Below are 15,854 nucleotides of genomic sequence, written 5' to 3' on the forward strand. Positions count from 1 at the left end.
GGAGCTTTAAAAATGAGAGATATGTACGAAATAATGGACCGTTGGGGAGCTTGGGCGGCATCCGATAATAGTGGTGTTGACTGGCAACCCATTGCTGCTGGGTTTAAAGGCTTGTTACCTCATGGAAAGAAAACACGCCAGCAATGTGATGACGATGAGGGGATCATGATTGACGGTTGTGTGGCGCGTTTGCGGAAGTATAAGCCAGAAGAGTATGAGTTAATTATTGCTCATTTTATTATCGGAATCTCCTTACGTAGCATCGCTAAGAAACTTAAATGCTCTGATGGTACCATCAGGAAAGAATTGCATAATGCCATGGGGTTTATTGAAGGGGTTTTAATGATGCTTTAGACTAGCTGGAGCTAGGGCTCCAGCTTAAATTTTGATAAAAACATTTCCTATTGACTCAGCCATTTTTGGCGGAACAGCATTACCTATTTGTTTCGCCTTAGATAGCATGGAGCCTTTAAAAATGTAATCTATTGGAAACGTTTGAAGCAGGGCCGCCTCCCGAACAGAAATAGCTCTGTCTTGTTCGGGATGCCCAAACCGGCCGTTTGAGTAACTAATGCATCGTGTAGTTAACCCACTTGCTGGTTTATCCCATGCCAAACGCCCATAAACGTCGCTATGACCTGTATGCTTCTTGTGGCATTCAAGCAAAAGTTCTCTTGGCCAATATTCTCGTCCTTTACCTTCAGGGGTGCATCTAATTCGTTTTAAATTCAGCTCTGAAAGTTTTGCACTAACATGGTCTTTCACCAACGGATGAGATTCCCCGGCTTCAATAGAGGGTATGTTACCAATCCAATCTCTAACCGTAGCGAATGGAATATCAGTTCCATTATGAGTGCGCTCCGGCAAATGAATTTGAGATTCAAGAGATGCCATTAAAACAAATCTTTCACGCGTTTGCGGAACACCATACCATAATGCTGGAATAACGCCATAAACAAGATTGTAATTCCTATTTTTTAGAATAGAAATAAAACCATAGAGAGGACCGTCATTTACATCCACTTTTTGTAAACCAGGCACATTTTCTATCAATACATAATCGGGTTCGTAGAATTCGACAAAGCGACCGAATTCTGATAACAAACCTCTTCTGGGATCTGAAGTGGTTTTATTCTGATTTTGCTTTGAAAAAGGTTGGCATGGAGCGCACCCGCAGAACAGAATCTTTGCATCTTTTTTTGCCGTTTCAACTAATTGAGAGATGTCAGCAACATCAACTGACCTAATGTCATCATTGATGAATACGGCATCAGGATTGTTAGCCTTAAAGGTTTCGCTTGAGTCATAATCAAAATCTAGGCCAAAAACAATCTCACAACCAGCAGTTTTTAGACCTTGGCTAGTGCCACCGCAGCCAGAGAAAAAATCGAAAACTCTGATCTTTTTGCTCATTATAAAACCCGCCATAACTTTACTTATCCCTGATCATACCATGTTCAAGAAAAAATTTCAGCATCTCTCTTGTTTCTATAAATGCAGGATGATTATCAGGTATTTTTGATAGGATTCTGATTTGCGTGGCAAATATATCATCTGATGTAATTTCATTGCTCCCAATATCATTTTTACATATTTCCACGGTTATTTCTTTGGGTGATAGGCCTGATGTATCCTTGTCTTTGATTAAATCTAAATAAAAGTCAGGTAGGTTTTCGATTAAAAAAACCTCTGGGTTTATTACCGGTAAATAACCTATGAAATTATATGAGAAATCAATAAATCCACGATGAAGAAGCTTTTTTTGCTTCTCATTAGGTTTGCCGCCATTTCCATCTGTCGGAATTTTTATTTCACACCCAAGGATGCTTTTTAATATTTCAGATAGAGCAGGATCTTGGTCTTCTGGAATTTGGGTGGACTTTATAAAGTCAGTAAGTGTTTTTTGATCTCCATCCAATAAAAATACTGCATTAGTTACATTGGATAAAAATAACGGGACAGCAATATTACCTAATAAAGTGGTTGCTCCAGCAGGACAGTAAATTATATCAAATGTATTGACTAAAGCTGAACCACCAGTTTTTAAAGCCTTTTCAACGAATTTCTGAGCGAGTTTATCTTCGACGAAAATTGTTTTTTTTGACAGTCTGTCACCGAGAGTGAAAAATGCCTCCTCTGGACTAACATTTTCAAGAATACTTACTTTGCCTGTTGTGGAATTTAATGTAAAAAGTTTTATAGACTCTTGAGGAAGATCCCTTACAATTGATGATGAATGGGTCGAAATAACAACCTGATGTTTGTTTTTAAGACAAATTTGGTTTAAAAATTCCATGAGTCTTATTTGTGCAGCAGGATGGAGCGAAACTTCTGGTTCGTCTAATAAGATTAAAGAAGCATTTGGGGCTTTTATTATCTGATTAACCAATAAAGTTACTGCAAATTCTCCACTGCCTGCAAAGGCTTCAGAATAGTTAAGACTGTTTGATTCCAGTATAACTGTAGATGCTTTATCATTAGTGAAGAGGGCATGCTCCACTAGTCTGATGCTTTTATAAGTTCGACCTAAAATATGGCTTATAATTTCAACTTTCTCTTTGGAAAGAAGTTCGTTATTATATAACCTCTCCTTTTTACCCTTGAAAGGTTTGCAGCTGGATGAATTATTTTCAATTACATCTTTTAATATGTGGCTTCTTTTACGTAAAAAAGTTTTCTTAGGATAAAGATTAAAGTCAGAGTGGTAAAAAAATTTGTCAAAAGCACTTATTGATGCCCTGAAGTCGATATAGGTAACTAATTTATCAATTTGTTTCCATCGCGACTTTTGTTGATTTGGGGAAACAATATTTTTTGGCATTTTTTTCATGCCATCACCTGCAAGTGGTCTAGATGTTTCCCAAAGATCAGGATCATCAGGGTCAACGATCCTTGTTTTAATTACTTCGACAACTTCTTTGATTGAATAATCGAAATAACCATAAATGAATCTTGATCTTCCATCATCTTTTATTTCATCAATGTCAGTGGAAAACCACAAGCTACCAAGAGAGTAGTTATTAGGAGAGCCATAGAGGGCCCTTAAAACCGAACTCTTATTTGTTCCGTTTTGTCCTACTAATGCTGTGATAGGATAATTAAAATTAATTACACTGAACTCTTCAAGATTTTTATAGAAAGGAAACCTAATGTGTCGGATGAACGGCTCTATGGTTTTTGAACTCATCAGCCCTCTTAATTTTATGATCTCGCTCACGTTTTGTACTTCCGTGTTGATTTTTCTAATATCATATAAAAACACTAACGCGTACGCAAAAACTATCGTAATCTGTTAAGAGTGGTCACTTCGACACACCGCTTAACCATTAGAACCCTGCCGCTCGGCGGGGTTTTTGCTTTCCGGCGATACGACAGGGGGTATTCGCGATATGCATTGCATCAGTACCCTTGTCACATCGTCGTATATCGCATAATTGATTTGCTTCGCCTCACCGTGGCGTAGAGGTGTTGGGCAATAGCTCCCACTGTTATTTTTATAAACAAAAATGTTTATTCTTTGCTTGATGCTATAAACAAAAATGTTTATACTTGTCTCAAGTTAAACAGACAGGAGGAGGAAGTGAAGCAAAGCGAGTTGAGGCGTTGGCTTGCAGCTCAAGGGGCAGAATTTAAAGATGGTACTAACCACTTGAAAATCTATCTCAACGGCAAGCAAACGGTAATGCCGAGACATCCGGGGAAGGAAATACCGGAACCGCTGAGGAAGGCAATTCTTAAGCAACTCGGTATCAAATAAAATCCAGCCCCTCGGGGCTGGTACTCGCGGAGGTTCACTTAATCAATATGCGATACCCGGTAATTTTTGAGCATGACGAAACCGGCTGGGCGGTATTCTTTCCGGATATCCCAGAGGCAATGACGGGAGGAGAGACCAGGGAGGAAGCGTTAGAAATGGCGCAAGATGCCCTGGTGACGGCGTTTGATTTTTACTTTGACGACCGCCGAGAGATTCCCGCTCCATCAGCAGAAGGTGATGCGTTTGTTGAGGTTCCGGCCAGCGTGGCAGCTAAAGTATTGCTGTTAAACCGTCTGGTCAGCACCAACACCAGCAATGCTGATCTCGCCCGCTTGATTAACACGCGCCCACAGGAAGTGCAGCGCATCGTGTCTCTTGGTCACAGTACCAAAATCGATACGATCCAAAAAGCGCTATCAGCGTTGGGGCAAAAGATGGAAATTGTCGTCCACTAATCTCTATATCTCCTAATCAAAGGTCGCCGTACTGGCGGCCTTTTTCATTTCAGGCTCACGGGAATCATCATCGATACGGCTTGTTGTTAAATCAGCCCGATGGGCCTGTTCCTATCAAACACACGCACAGCACCCGCACACAGCGAGGTGAGAGTATGTATCGCATGGACAAACTAACAACCGGCATTGCCTATGGCGCATCAGCTGGAAACGCCGGGTTCTGGATGCTTCAGGTGCTAGATAAAGTCAGTCCATCACAATGGGCAGCCATTGGCGTGCTTGGCAGCCTTCTTTTTGGTCTGCTTACGTACCTGACGAATCTGTATTTCAAAATTAAAGATGACCGGCGCAAAGCGGCACGGAGTGGTGATGGGAAACAGAGCGAAACTTAGTGCAGCAATGCTGGCCCTCATTGCTGCTGGTGTATCAGCTCCTACATTGATGGATCAGTTCCTTGATGAGAAAGAAGGAAACAGCCTTACAGCGTATCGCGATGGCAGTCAGGGGATCTGGACAATTTGCCGCGGGGCCACGCGTATAGATGGTAAACCTGTCACTCAGGGTATGAAACTGACTCAGGCCAAATGCGATCAGGTAAACGCGATAGAGCGCGACAAAGCGCTGGCATGGGTGGATCGGAATATCCATGTCCCTTTGACCCCGCCACAAAAAGTAGGCATTGCCTCGTTCTGCCCATACAACATCGGGCCCGGAAAATGCTTCCCGTCTGCGTTCTATCAGCGGATTAACGCCGGTGATCGTAAAGGCGCATGTGAAGCGATTCGCTGGTGGATAAAAGACGGTGGGAAGGATTGCCGGGTGCGCTCCAATAACTGCTATGGGCAGGTAACACGCCGTGATCAGGAAAGTGCGCTGACTTGCTGGGGGATTGACCAGTGAGTGCAGCCCACTTAAAGCCAGCTATCGCCGTAATGATTATTGCTGGTGCCTTTGTTGCTGGTTTAACCTGGAGCGATCGGGCATGGGAAAAGCGGTGGGCAGAACGTGATAGCGACGAATCGTCCCAGGAAGTTAACGCGCAAACCGCCGCCCGGATGATTGAACAGGGGCGTCTGATCGCCCGCGATGAGGCCGTAAAAAATGCTCAAGCGCAAACAGCTGCAGCGCGTACTGCTGCCGCTAATCTCTTTGATACTGTTAGCCAGCTGCGGCAGCAGGCAAAAAAACTTGCCACCCGCCTGGACGCCGCAAGCCACACCGCAAGTCTTGCCGCTACCGTCAGAAGCAAAACAACCGGCGCCACCGCCGGAGTGCTCGCCGACATGCTTGGCAACCTTGCAGAAGAAGCTCGACGGTATGCTGCAATCGCTGACGAACGCTACACAGCAGGAATGACCTGTGAGCGGATTTACGAATCAGTAAGAACGTCTATCCCCAGTAAGGGATAAGATGATGTTTATCCCTTTATGGGGATATCAACTGAATGGCCTCGCATCTGCGGGGCTTTTTTATTCGCAGAAGGTAACGCGATGAAGAACTTAAAAATTGCATACGTAGACGAGAAGCTGGTGGCGATTGAGTGTGACAGATTGTCATGCTCATCGCTGCCCGTTTCAGAGTTTACCATCGACAGTACCACTTTAACTCTCCCTCAACTCATGCTCGAGGATGCTTATGCCGCCACGAGCTAAACGACCTTGCCGGCACAGAGGATGCGCGACTGTGACCAATGATGTCGGAGGATACTGTGAGATGCATCGGCAGCAACACGCTGGTGATGGCTGGCGTAACTACCAGCCCGGAAAAACTCGGCAGGAACGTGGTTATGGTCGACCGTGGGAAATTAAACGGGCCCGTATCATGAAGAGGGATAAATACCTTTGTCAGAACTGCAGGCGAGACGGTATTGCCACGAAAGCCTCAAGTGTCGACCACATCATTCCTAAAGCTCATGGCGGTACCGATGATGACTTTAATCTGGAGTCATTGTGCTGGACCTGCCACAGCAAGAAAACAGCAACAGAGAGAACCCGATGAAGAGTTTCAAAATTGAATACGTTGATGGCGTTTTGACCGTTCTGGAGACGGATGGTCAGTCACGAATGAATGAAGCCGTGCATGGCATCCATTTTGAGCATGTCCAGGGCGGCCGCCCACTGCTGAAACTGACGATTGCGCATGATATTGCACCGGCACCGGCTGCTGAGTCGGCTCAGGAACCTTTAGGGGATGAGCTGGTACAGGATCAACAATCTCCGTTTCCCGGCGGTCGTCGTTCCCGCCATCGTAGGGGAGGTAAGCAATGATGTATAAACGCACGGATCTGACGCTCTCCATGTTCTATGCATCCAGCGCTGATGCAGACGGGAACAAAGTGGCTACGTTGACGATGCAGGTAATTGCAGCAGAGGTTGGAGCCGTCCAGACCAGCCAGCTGCGATGTATAACCGATAGCGCGAAGAAAAAAACGTATAGCGTAGGTGAACAATCTGTCAGTAATGGTTCCGATCCGTTGCTGGTCGCGATTGAGAATTACTGGCGTCAGAGCACGGATGTCGTCGTTAAAGGATTGATCGCCGAGGTGACCGACTTCATCGCAGGGAACATCAACTCAGTTAGCACCTGGATCGGTCAGTTTGGGATGAAGGTTTTCGAGAACCAGCCATTAGATGAACGGCTTCCAGAAAGCGTACTGCAGGCCGATGGAGGATCTGCTACAGCGACAGGATCCTGACCGCCGGTATAACAACTGGTGTTCATTGAACGTCTGGGATATGCCGGCCCACGCAGTGCGAACCGTATTCGCCGCCGGCGCAGCCGGAATGACGACCTCCACCTCGACTGAGGCAGCTGCAGCCAGGGGGGAGGGGGGATCAAATCCCTGACCCCTTTCGCGCTTCGGGACTGCCCGTTGAAGTCTATTTTTACACGCCAGAAATAAGAAACTTTTTTCCGGAAGGTTTCATCTATCAAAGGAACGTTTATGGCCGGAGGAATTCGATCGTCCGGTGGTGGCCGAAAACCTACTTTACCCACCGGGCAAAAAAGCAAATTAACACGTATTGCGCCTCCCGCTGAGTTAATGGGGGAGGCGGCAATAAGAATGTGGAAGACGCAAAGCAAAATACTCATCGACCGAGGGGTGTTTGAGCTGGAGGACGCACCTTTGTTGCTGGCTTACTGCAATGCTTTTCATCTGATGCTCGAAGCCGAAAAAATGCTGGCCAGCGGACTGACCTCAGAAAGTGAAATGGGGGGCTTGAAAAAACACCCTGCAGTTAATGTCCGGAATGACTCGGTTTCCCAGCTTGCCCGCCTCGGCTCTCTGTTGGGGTTAGATCCGCTCAGTCGTCTTCGCATGACCAGCGGACAAAAGGATCCGGACGATGACGGGAATGAATTCGATGAGTTTGACTGATGGCTACCTATCCGAACGTCAATGCGGCGAACCAGTATGCGCGGGATATCGTTGGCGGGAAGATTCTGGCGTGTCAGTTAACGGTACTTGCCTGTCAGCGACATCTGGACGACCTCGAACGAGCAAAGGATCCCCACTGGCCCTACCGCTTCGATAAAAACAAAGCAGAACGATTTCTTCGTTTTGCCCAGAAAATGCCTCATACCTCAGGGGAATGGGCCCGGCGTAAACTCCGGATTGAATTTGAAGCCTGGCAGAAGTTCGCTCTTGGCGTACCGTTTGGATGGGTACACAAGAAGACAGGCCTGCGTCGTTTCTCTGAAATCTATATCGAGGTGCCCAGGAAGAACGGGAAATCCGCTATTGCCGCTGCTGTAGGAAATTATATGTTTTGTGCAGATGGCGAGCATGGTGCAGAAGTCTATTGCGGCGCCACGACTGAAAAACAGGCATGGAAGGTATTTTCTCCGGCGCTGCAAATGGTGAAAAAGCTGCCGGCATTGCGGCAAAAATTCTCGATAAAACCTTGGGCAAAAAAAATGACGCGCCCTGACGGTTCGGTTTTTGCGCCTGTGATCGGTGACCCGGGGGATGGTGATTCGCCATCATGCGCCATCATTGATGAATATCACGAACATACTACTGATGCGCTTTACACCACCATGACCACCGGTATGGGGGCTCGTGAACAACCGATGACACTGATCATCACCACCGCCGGCTATGACATTACATCCCCTTGCTATGAAAAGCGTACTCAGGTTGTCGAGATCCTGCGGAGAACCCGTAATGGCGAGGAAAATGAAACCATATTTGGGCTGATTTATGGCCTTGATGACGATGATGACTGGACGACTCCTGAGGCATTAATCAAGGCAAACCCCAACTATGGCATTTCGGTAAAAGCAGATTTTCTGCGGGCTAAACAATTATTGGGTATGTCGACTCCCGGGCAGACAAACAAGATTCTGACCAAGCATTTCAATCGCTGGGTAAGTGCAAAATCAGCTTATTACGACCTGAGAAAATGGATGGATGCAGCCGATAAAAACCTTAAGTTGTCAGATTTTGAAGGGGAAGAATGCTGGCTGGGTATAGATCTGGCCTCGAAAGTTGACCTCAATGCCGTGGTTCCAGTTTTTCGTCGTGAAATAGACGGAATAACACATTTTTACTGTGTTTCTCCTCTGTTCTGGGCACCAGAAGAAACCATTTACTCGCAGGAGACCGCGCTGAAAAGTACCGCAGAACGTTATCAGTCCTTTGTCCGGCAGGGTAAGTTGATCCCGACCGATGGTGGCGAAGTTGATTACAGGCTGATATTTGAAACGATCCTGAAGCTGCGGAATACCGTAAAAATTGCCCAATGCCCCATTGATCCTTATGGCGCGACTTCATTACGTCACATGCTTGAGGAAGAGGGGCTTGAGCCTGTCGAGATAAGACAAAATTTTACCCATATGAGTGATCCTATGAGAGAGATTGAGGCTGCGCTCATCTCGGGGAGATTCCATCATGACGGACACCCTGTCATGAACTGGTGTATTTCCAATATCGTCGGCCAGTACCTTCCCGGAAGTGACGATATTGTGCGTCCCGGGAAAGAAGGGCGGCAGAACAAGATAGATGGTGCGGTTGGTTTAATGATGGGGCTGGGGCGCGCCATGCTTAACAGTTCAGTGATGACATCCGTATATGATGAGGAGGATATAACATGCTAATTTCAGTTCTGAGTTTTATTGTCGGCCTCACTGGTGCTGGATTGTTATCCGCAGGTGCCTGGCTTATTTCTCCATCAGTGGGATTGATAACAGGAGGGATTATTTGTCTGGGCTGGTCATATATGACAACCCGGGCCTTTTCCTCCGGCGTCAGCAATGGCGGAGGTAAATAATGTTCCTACCCCAGATGTTCAGGGGCCGACAATACTCGGGTAATAGCTTCTGGGAAGCTATGCTGGGCGGAGTTCGTTCAAGCCAGAGCAAAACTGGCATCATAATCACGCCGGAAACCGCTCTGGGACTTTCTGCGATCCGGGCCTGTGTCACCCTCCTGGCGGAGTCCGTCGCGCAGCTGCCGTGCGAACTTTACCGGCGGGATAATAATGGCGGGCGCCAGCGTGCGACGGATCACCCGGTTTATGACCTGATTCACTCCCAGCCTAACAGGAAAGACACCTCATTCGAGTATTTCGAGCAGCAGCAAGGGTTGCTGGGGCTGGAGGGAAATTGCTACTCGATCATCGAACGGGACGGAAAAGGCTACCCGAAAGAGCTGATCCCCATTAACCCGAAAAAGGTCATTGTGCTGAAAGGGCCGGACGGTATGCCGTATTACCAACTCCCGGAAGTCGGCGAAATTCTGCCGATGCGCATGATGCACCATGTGAAGGTCTTTTCTCTGGATGGCTATATCGGCAGTTCCCCCATTCAGACGAACGCCGATGTTCTGGGGCTGAATCTGGCGGTTGAGGAGCATGCGGCCGCGACATTTCGGCGCGGGACAACGATGAGCGGGGTGATAGAGCGTCCGAAAGAGGCTGCGACCATTAAAAGCCAGGATGCTATTGATCGCCTGCTGGCGAAATGGACCGAGCGCCATTCCGGTATTCACAATATGTTCTCTGTGGCATTGCTGCAGGAGGGCATGAGCTACAAACAACTGTCGCAGGATAACGAAAAGGCGCAGCTGCTACAGTCGCGGCAGTGGGGCGTGGAAGAGGTCTGCCGGCTCTATAAAATCCCGCCACATATGGTGCAGATGCTGGCGAAAGCGACCAACAACAACATCGAGCACCAGGGCCTGCAGTTCGTGATGTATACGCTGCTGGCCTGGCTGAAACGCCATGAGGGTGCGCTGCAGCGCGATCTGCTTCTGCCCAGCGAACGCCGGGATTTGTACATCGAGTTCAACGTTTCCGGGCTGCTGCGAGGCGATCAGAAATCACGCTATGAATCGTATGCGCTGGGCCGCCAGTGGGGATGGCTATCCACTAACGATATCCGGCGTATGGAGAATCTGCCGCCAATTGCTGGCGGGGACAAATACCTGACGCCGCTCAATATGGTCGACAGCGCGAAGATCCTTCCTGGCGATAAGTCGCCGACAGCAAAACAGCTGGCCGAAATCGAAACCCTTCTGGCCAGAGCCTGATTATTTCCCGCCGCGCGGGATGACCTGGAAGACAACATGACAACGAAATTAATTAACCTGCCGCACCTGGCAGATATGGTCTTTGGCGTGCCGCATTACGTGACGCGGCAAACAATGGACTCCGTGAAAGCGGTGCTCATCCCCCGTATTCAGGGGATCACCGAAGATGCCGTCATTCAGATGGCGTTGAATCCGGGTAAATCACCTGCTGCTGAGCAGGTCCAGCCCACCGGCGGGGTGGCGGTGATCCCCGTTCACGGCATTCTTGTTCCACGCCGGGGGCAGATTACGGCGATGTGCTCCGAGCTGACCAGCTACGAGCGGATCCGCGGGCAGCTGCAGGCGGCGTTAAACGACCCCTCAATCAGCGAAATCGTTCTGGATATTAACTCCGGCGGCGGCGCAGCGGTGGGGTGCAAGGAGCTGGCCGATTACATTTACCAGTCTCGCGACACGAAACCCATCACGGCGATTGTGAACTACAGCGCGTATTCCGCCGCGTATTTCATCGCATCGGCCTGCAGCAAAATCATCGTCAGCCAGACAAGTGGCGTGGGGTCGATTGGTGTGATCATGGAGCACCTCGATACGTCGAAGATGGAAGAAAAAATGGGGCTGACGTTCACCACCATTTACCGGGGAGATAACAAAAATAACGGCACCCAACATGAACCACTGAGTGAAGAGTCGCTGGGTATGTTCCAGGGCATGATCGACGAAATGTACGAGACGTTTACGGGGTCGGTCGCCGATTATCGCGGCCTGAAGCAGCAGGCCGTCATTGATACGCAGGCGGGGCTGTATTTTGGCCCTGGCGCTGTGTCTGCCGGCCTGGCGGATGAAGTCTCTGACCCCCAGGCGGCGATCAATGCTATCGCGGCAAAGTATCAGCAACCCCGTCAAAAAACTTCCATTCAGATGCAGGCAGCCGCGATGGACCTGCAAACCAAAATGTAACCCGGCGCAAACACAAACCGCGTCACCTTAAGCAGCCAGCAGGCTGCTTTTTTTATGTCTAAAAAGAGAGAAATAAAATGCCACATATTGAAGAATTGCGTCGTCAGCGTGCGGGTATCAACGAACAGGTTCAGGCCCTGGCAACCATTGACGCCAGCGGCGGCACGCTGACTGCGGAGCAGATGACGGAGTTTGCGAACCTGCAGCAGCAGTTCACTGATATCAGCGCCAAAATTGAACGCCTGGAAGCGGCCGAACGTGCTGCGGCGCTGGTCGCAAAGCCCGTGAAAGCGACTCAGCAGGCCCCCGGCATTATTATTAAGCAGGAGCCGAAACAGTACACCGGTGCTGGCATGACCCGACTGGTGATGTCTGTCGCCGCAGGCGCAGGGAATCTGCAGGACGCGGCAAAATTCGCTTCAGAAGAGCTGAATGACCAGTCCGTATCGATGGCCATTTCCACCGCTGCGGGTTCCGGTGGGGCGCTCATCCCGGAGAACATGCAAAACGAAGTCATCGAGCTGCTGAGCGACCGTACCATTGTCCGTAAGCTGGGTGCCCGCTCCGTTCCGCTGCCTAACGGCAATCTGACGTTACCGCGCTCGGCTGGCGGTGCAACGGCCAGCTACACCGGAGAAGGAAAGGATGCCAAGACGTCTGAATCAAAATTCGACGACGTAAAACTGAGTGCCAAAACCATGATCGCCCTGGTCCCGATGTCGAACCAGCTGATTGGTCGCGCCGGTTTTAACGTTGAGCAGCTGGTCCTGCAGGATATTCTGACCGCCATCGCTGTTCGTGAGGATAAAGCGTTTATGCGCGATGACGGTACCGGCGATACACCGATTGGTATGAAGTCGCGTGCGACTCAGTGGAACCGCCTGCTGCCGTGGGAAGCGGGTTCCACGATCAACCTGAACACGGTTGATGAGTACCTGGACAAGATTATTCTGATGGCGATGGATGGCAACAGCCTGATGATCCGTTGCGGCTGGGGTATGTCGAACCGTACCTATATGAAGCTGTTTGGCCTGCGTGACGGCAACGGCAACAAAGTCTACCCGGAAATGGCGCAGGGTATGCTCAAGGGCTATCCGATTCAGTATACCAGCGCGATCCCGGTTAACCTGGGCGAAAGTGGTAAGGAAACGGAAATTTATTTCGCCGACTTCAATGATGTTGTCATCGGTGAAGATGGTTCCATGAAGGTCGATTTCTCCAGAGAAGCCACCTATCTCGATGCAGAAGGTAACCCCGTTTCTGCGTTCTCGCGTAACCAGTCGCTGATCCGCGTCGTCCTCGAACACGATATCGGCTTCCGTCATCCGGAAGGTCTGGTGCTGGGTACCGGCGTCCTGTTCTAACCCACTCATCTGTTAATAAAGCCCGCATATGCGGGCTTTTCCCTTTAAGGAGAATGCTATGGCTGCGAAAAATAAAGCAGTGGAGCCGGAAGAAACGGTCGCACAGGACAACCATGCGACTGAGACCGCACAGGATAACCGTGCGACCGTGGTCGCACAGGCAGAACGTAAATCCGTTGTGTTCCTCGGTCCGCATAGCCGTTATTCCCGTGGTGATATCGCGTGGTTTGAAGGATCGCACGCCGAAGAGTTGGTTAAGCGCCGTATCGCGGTATGGCCGAAGGATGCCGAACGCGCGCTGAAACCGAAGCCGGGAGACAGCGATTTTGATACTGACATTGGATGATTTGAAAACCCAGCTACGCCTGGAGCTGGATTTCACGGAGCATGACGCCATGCTCACGCAAATGGTGAACGCCGCGCAGCGGAGCATCGAGCGTGATTATTACTGCAAGCTGGTCACCAGTGATGAAGAACTGCAGGCACTCCCGGAGACCGTCCGCGGATTTATCGCGGATGAAGATATCCGGCTGGCCATTCAGTTTCTGGTCAGCGATGCGTATCTGAATGGCCATACCGGACAGTGGCTGGAAACCGCTGCGGTTAGGCATCTTCTTTTCCCCCTGCAGGAGCATACGCTATGAGCCTGAAACCGGGTGATATGAACTGTCGCATTGCGATTAGCTACGTTCAGTCCGGTCGGGGGCCGCTGGGCGAACCGCTACCGGAAAAGCAGGTTGAATCGGGAAAAGCGTGGGCAAAACGGGAGCTGGTATCGGGGCGAAAAGTCCGCACGCTGGATCAGCAGCAGGTGGTGGAAACCTGCCTGTTTACGGTCTATCCGGGTGTGCTGGTTGATATTGACTGGAAAATCACGACGAAAAATCTGGTTTATACCGTCCGGAATATCGACCGCAAAACAGACCGGATCATTATCACGGGGGAGGCTGACGGGCGGCATGATAGAGCTGGCGATTAAGGATGCGCTGGAGCGCATCACCGGCATGAATGCGTATCCGCTTTTACTGCCGGACACGCTCCAGGAAGGTGCGACCTTTCAGCGTATCTCTGACCCGGAAATGGTCTCGGGAATGTTGCGAACGGGGATTGTCTCTGCCCGTATCCAGGTGAATCTGTACCGTCTCGATGATTACACCTCACTGCTGCAGCTGGATAAAAAAATTTGGACGGAACTGAAGTCCGTCGTTCATGGCCAGCTGGAGGGTATCCCGGTTCAGTATGTGGAGCGAGGCGGTATCCATCAGGATAAAAACCAGCTGACGAATCGTCGCATTCAGTATCGCCTGACCCGCGATTTCATCATTCACTACGTGGAGGACTCTTCGTGATCCGAATGGAAGTTAAAGGGCTGGATGAGCTGGAGCGGCAGTTAATGGCCCTGGGCGAAAAAGTGGCGACGAAGGTATTGCGGGATGCCGGGCGCGAAGCGCTAAAGGTCGTCGAGGAAGATATGAAGCAGCATGCCGGCTTTGACGAAACGTCTGCCGGGCCGCACATGCGGGACTCAATCAAAATCCGCTCTTCCACCCGCAAGGGTAAAGGGAACGCGGTTGTAACGCTCCGTGTCGGCCCCAGCAAGCAGCACCATATGAAGGCGCTGGCGCAGGAGTTTGGCACGGTTAAACAGGTTGCAGACCCCTTTATCCGACCCGCCCTGGATTACAACCTCCAGACCGTTTTGCGCGTGTTAACCGTGGAAATCCGAAACGGCATTGAAAACAGGTAGCATCCGCTGCCGTATAAAAAGAGAGAGAAATATGGCTGATAAAACTTCGCCTGAATATGCGATGTTGCCGGCGGGCACCATTGTGAAATACGGGGAGCCTGGCGCTGCCACGTCAGCGCTGAAACCGCTGATTAACTGTAAAGCGTTGGGTGCAATGGGACAGACGGGGGGCTTTGTCGACTGCACCACGTTACTGGATAAGCAGAAACAGTCCATCAGCGATCTGCCTGACGGGCCTGAAAAGTCGCTGGGCTTCATTGATGATCCGGGCAATACCGATTTTGCCGCGCTGCTGAACGCAGCAGAAGCCCGCAAGACCATCCAGTTGTACGTCGAATTACCCAACAAGCGAACAGCGACGATGCTCCTGGCGCTGTCCGGCTGGCAGATGAATGAAATCGCCGCTCCGGCGAATGAGGTCATCCAGATCACTGTTCAGGGTAAGCAGAACAAGATCTCCTGGGGAACCGTCGCTGTCTCCGGCGGCGCCTGATTAACTTAACCTGTAAACAGCCACCTTCGGGTGGCTTTTTATTTTTAAGGACTACCTGTGAAAGATAAAGATTACCTGTCCACGCTGAAATCCGCGTTGCTTAAATCGGAGCCAACCGTCATTAAAACCGAGTTGTTTGGCGCCACCGTATTCATCCGCCGCCTGACCGGGGATTACCTCATCAGCTACGAAGAGAAAATGGCTGAAACCGCAAAAGCTGGCGCAGCGCGCGAGGCATCGGAGCAAGTCATCCAGATCGTCATCGATGCACTGGTTCAGCCGGATGGAACGGCCATTCCGGATGAGTTTAAACCCACGGCAGCCGAGCTGCTGAAGGCCCATGAAAACCCCGAACTGCTGGCCGCAGTGGAAAAAGTGAAGCAACACGCAATCGGCAAGCTGGAGGAAGCGGAAAAAAACTGAGTGACTCGCCCTGGCTGGAGCTGATTTTCTGGCTGGCCGACCGCTGGGGCGAGCCTGACCCATCCAAAATTGCCGCATTGCCGGCAAACACTCTGTACCACTGGCGAGCCTACTTCCTGAAACAGG

Annotated in this window: 24 protein-coding genes; 22 read left to right on the forward strand and 2 right to left on the reverse strand. The window is 50.0% G+C overall.

Annotated features, from left to right (window positions below):
- The first annotated feature begins 12 nt into the window (after window positions 1-12).
- The gene (locus tag QLG03_RS03465; RefSeq protein WP_282473574.1) at window positions 13-354 is read left to right on the forward strand and encodes an antiterminator Q family protein; all 342 of its coding nucleotides are present in this window, start codon (window positions 13-15) and stop codon (window positions 352-354) included.
- A gap of 24 nt (window positions 355-378) precedes the next feature.
- Here the strand turns inward: QLG03_RS03465 and QLG03_RS03470 are convergent, their stop codons facing one another.
- A complete protein-coding gene (locus tag QLG03_RS03470; RefSeq protein WP_071600377.1) occupies window positions 379-1,413 on the reverse strand; it encodes a DNA cytosine methyltransferase in 1,035 nt (344 codons plus the stop codon).
- 19 nt (window positions 1,414-1,432) lie between these two features.
- Window positions 1,433-3,217, reverse strand: a complete 1,785-nt coding sequence (locus QLG03_RS03475) for an ATP-binding protein (protein WP_282473575.1) — start codon at window positions 3,215-3,217, stop codon at window positions 1,433-1,435.
- Window positions 3,218-3,580: 363 nt separating this feature from the next.
- Between QLG03_RS03475 and QLG03_RS03480 the strand changes: the two genes are divergently transcribed.
- The 21 genes from QLG03_RS03480 to QLG03_RS03580 all read left to right on the forward strand — a co-directional run bounded on the left by QLG03_RS03480 (window position 3,581) and on the right by QLG03_RS03580 (window position 15,728).
- The gene (locus QLG03_RS03480) at window positions 3,581-3,757 is read left to right on the forward strand and encodes a type II toxin-antitoxin system HicA family toxin (protein WP_012542177.1); all 177 of its coding nucleotides are present in this window, start codon (window positions 3,581-3,583) and stop codon (window positions 3,755-3,757) included.
- Window positions 3,758-3,804: 47 nt separating this feature from the next.
- Window positions 3,805-4,212, forward strand: a complete 408-nt coding sequence (locus tag QLG03_RS03485; RefSeq protein ID WP_017898984.1) for a type II toxin-antitoxin system HicB family antitoxin — start codon at window positions 3,805-3,807, stop codon at window positions 4,210-4,212.
- 155 nt (window positions 4,213-4,367) lie between these two features.
- On the forward strand, window positions 4,368-4,604 hold the full coding sequence (locus tag QLG03_RS03490; RefSeq protein WP_004111739.1) for a class II holin family protein: 237 nt from the start codon (window positions 4,368-4,370) through the stop codon (window positions 4,602-4,604).
- Window positions 4,582-5,112, forward strand: a complete 531-nt coding sequence (locus tag QLG03_RS03495; protein ID WP_282473576.1) for a lysozyme — start codon at window positions 4,582-4,584, stop codon at window positions 5,110-5,112. Before QLG03_RS03490 ends, QLG03_RS03495 begins: the two co-directional genes overlap by 23 nt.
- A gap of 32 nt (window positions 5,113-5,144) precedes the next feature.
- Window positions 5,145-5,621: a DUF2514 domain-containing protein gene (locus tag QLG03_RS03500; protein ID WP_282473602.1), complete on the forward strand. Its 477-nt coding sequence runs from the start codon at window positions 5,145-5,147 to the stop codon at window positions 5,619-5,621.
- Window positions 5,622-5,847: 226 nt separating this feature from the next.
- Window positions 5,848-6,210 (forward strand): HNH endonuclease, encoded by a 363-nt coding sequence (locus tag QLG03_RS03505; protein ID WP_014228901.1) that lies wholly within the window; start codon window positions 5,848-5,850, stop codon window positions 6,208-6,210.
- Window positions 6,162-6,479, forward strand: a complete 318-nt coding sequence (locus QLG03_RS03510; protein WP_282473577.1) for a hypothetical protein — start codon at window positions 6,162-6,164, stop codon at window positions 6,477-6,479. Before QLG03_RS03505 ends, QLG03_RS03510 begins: the two co-directional genes overlap by 49 nt.
- On the forward strand, window positions 6,476-6,907 hold the full coding sequence (locus QLG03_RS03515) for a hypothetical protein (RefSeq protein ID WP_017898991.1): 432 nt from the start codon (window positions 6,476-6,478) through the stop codon (window positions 6,905-6,907). Before QLG03_RS03510 ends, QLG03_RS03515 begins: the two co-directional genes overlap by 4 nt.
- A gap of 249 nt (window positions 6,908-7,156) precedes the next feature.
- A complete protein-coding gene (locus QLG03_RS03520; RefSeq protein ID WP_012542168.1) occupies window positions 7,157-7,591 on the forward strand; it encodes a phage terminase small subunit P27 family in 435 nt (144 codons plus the stop codon).
- Complete coding sequence (locus QLG03_RS03525) at window positions 7,591-9,312, forward strand: terminase TerL endonuclease subunit (protein WP_282473578.1); 1,722 nt, start codon at window positions 7,591-7,593, stop codon at window positions 9,310-9,312. The genes QLG03_RS03520 and QLG03_RS03525 overlap by 1 nt, the downstream gene beginning before the upstream one ends.
- Complete coding sequence (locus tag QLG03_RS03530; RefSeq protein ID WP_017898992.1) at window positions 9,306-9,485, forward strand: hypothetical protein; 180 nt, start codon at window positions 9,306-9,308, stop codon at window positions 9,483-9,485. Before QLG03_RS03525 ends, QLG03_RS03530 begins: the two co-directional genes overlap by 7 nt.
- A complete protein-coding gene (locus tag QLG03_RS03535; RefSeq protein WP_061154057.1) occupies window positions 9,485-10,744 on the forward strand; it encodes a phage portal protein in 1,260 nt (419 codons plus the stop codon). The genes QLG03_RS03530 and QLG03_RS03535 overlap by 1 nt, the downstream gene beginning before the upstream one ends.
- A 36-nt stretch (window positions 10,745-10,780) precedes the next feature.
- Window positions 10,781-11,701 carry a S49 family peptidase gene (locus QLG03_RS03540; RefSeq protein ID WP_180263779.1) on the forward strand — a complete coding sequence of 307 codons (921 nt, stop codon included), beginning with the start codon at window positions 10,781-10,783 and terminating at the stop codon, window positions 11,699-11,701.
- A gap of 77 nt (window positions 11,702-11,778) precedes the next feature.
- Complete coding sequence (locus QLG03_RS03545; RefSeq protein WP_043519468.1) at window positions 11,779-13,065, forward strand: phage major capsid protein; 1,287 nt, start codon at window positions 11,779-11,781, stop codon at window positions 13,063-13,065.
- Window positions 13,066-13,123: 58 nt separating this feature from the next.
- A complete protein-coding gene (locus QLG03_RS03550) occupies window positions 13,124-13,411 on the forward strand; it encodes a hypothetical protein (protein ID WP_064141493.1) in 288 nt (95 codons plus the stop codon).
- A complete protein-coding gene (locus tag QLG03_RS03555; RefSeq protein WP_282473579.1) occupies window positions 13,392-13,709 on the forward strand; it encodes a head-tail connector protein in 318 nt (105 codons plus the stop codon). The genes QLG03_RS03550 and QLG03_RS03555 overlap by 20 nt, the downstream gene beginning before the upstream one ends.
- Window positions 13,706-14,044 (forward strand): head-tail adaptor protein, encoded by a 339-nt coding sequence (locus QLG03_RS03560; RefSeq protein WP_014228910.1) that lies wholly within the window; start codon window positions 13,706-13,708, stop codon window positions 14,042-14,044. Before QLG03_RS03555 ends, QLG03_RS03560 begins: the two co-directional genes overlap by 4 nt.
- Window positions 14,025-14,414, forward strand: coding sequence for a hypothetical protein (locus QLG03_RS03565; RefSeq protein WP_282473580.1), 390 nt, complete (start codon window positions 14,025-14,027; stop codon window positions 14,412-14,414). The genes QLG03_RS03560 and QLG03_RS03565 overlap by 20 nt, the downstream gene beginning before the upstream one ends.
- Entirely contained in the window at window positions 14,411-14,812 is a 402-nt protein-coding gene (locus QLG03_RS03570) for an HK97-gp10 family putative phage morphogenesis protein (protein ID WP_017898997.1), read from the forward strand. The genes QLG03_RS03565 and QLG03_RS03570 overlap by 4 nt, the downstream gene beginning before the upstream one ends.
- Window positions 14,813-14,843: 31 nt before the next feature.
- Window positions 14,844-15,305 carry a major tail shaft subunit gene (locus tag QLG03_RS03575; protein ID WP_048337008.1) on the forward strand — a complete coding sequence of 154 codons (462 nt, stop codon included), beginning with the start codon at window positions 14,844-14,846 and terminating at the stop codon, window positions 15,303-15,305.
- A 57-nt stretch (window positions 15,306-15,362) separates the two neighbouring features.
- Complete coding sequence (locus tag QLG03_RS03580) at window positions 15,363-15,728, forward strand: phage tail protein (protein ID WP_014228914.1); 366 nt, start codon at window positions 15,363-15,365, stop codon at window positions 15,726-15,728.
- Window positions 15,729-15,854: the final 126 nt, after the last annotated feature.

The sequence above is a fragment of the Klebsiella sp. V115_8 genome, assembly GCF_029967715.1.
In the GTDB taxonomy this organism is placed as follows: Bacteria; Pseudomonadota; Gammaproteobacteria; order Enterobacterales; family Enterobacteriaceae; genus Klebsiella; species Klebsiella quasipneumoniae.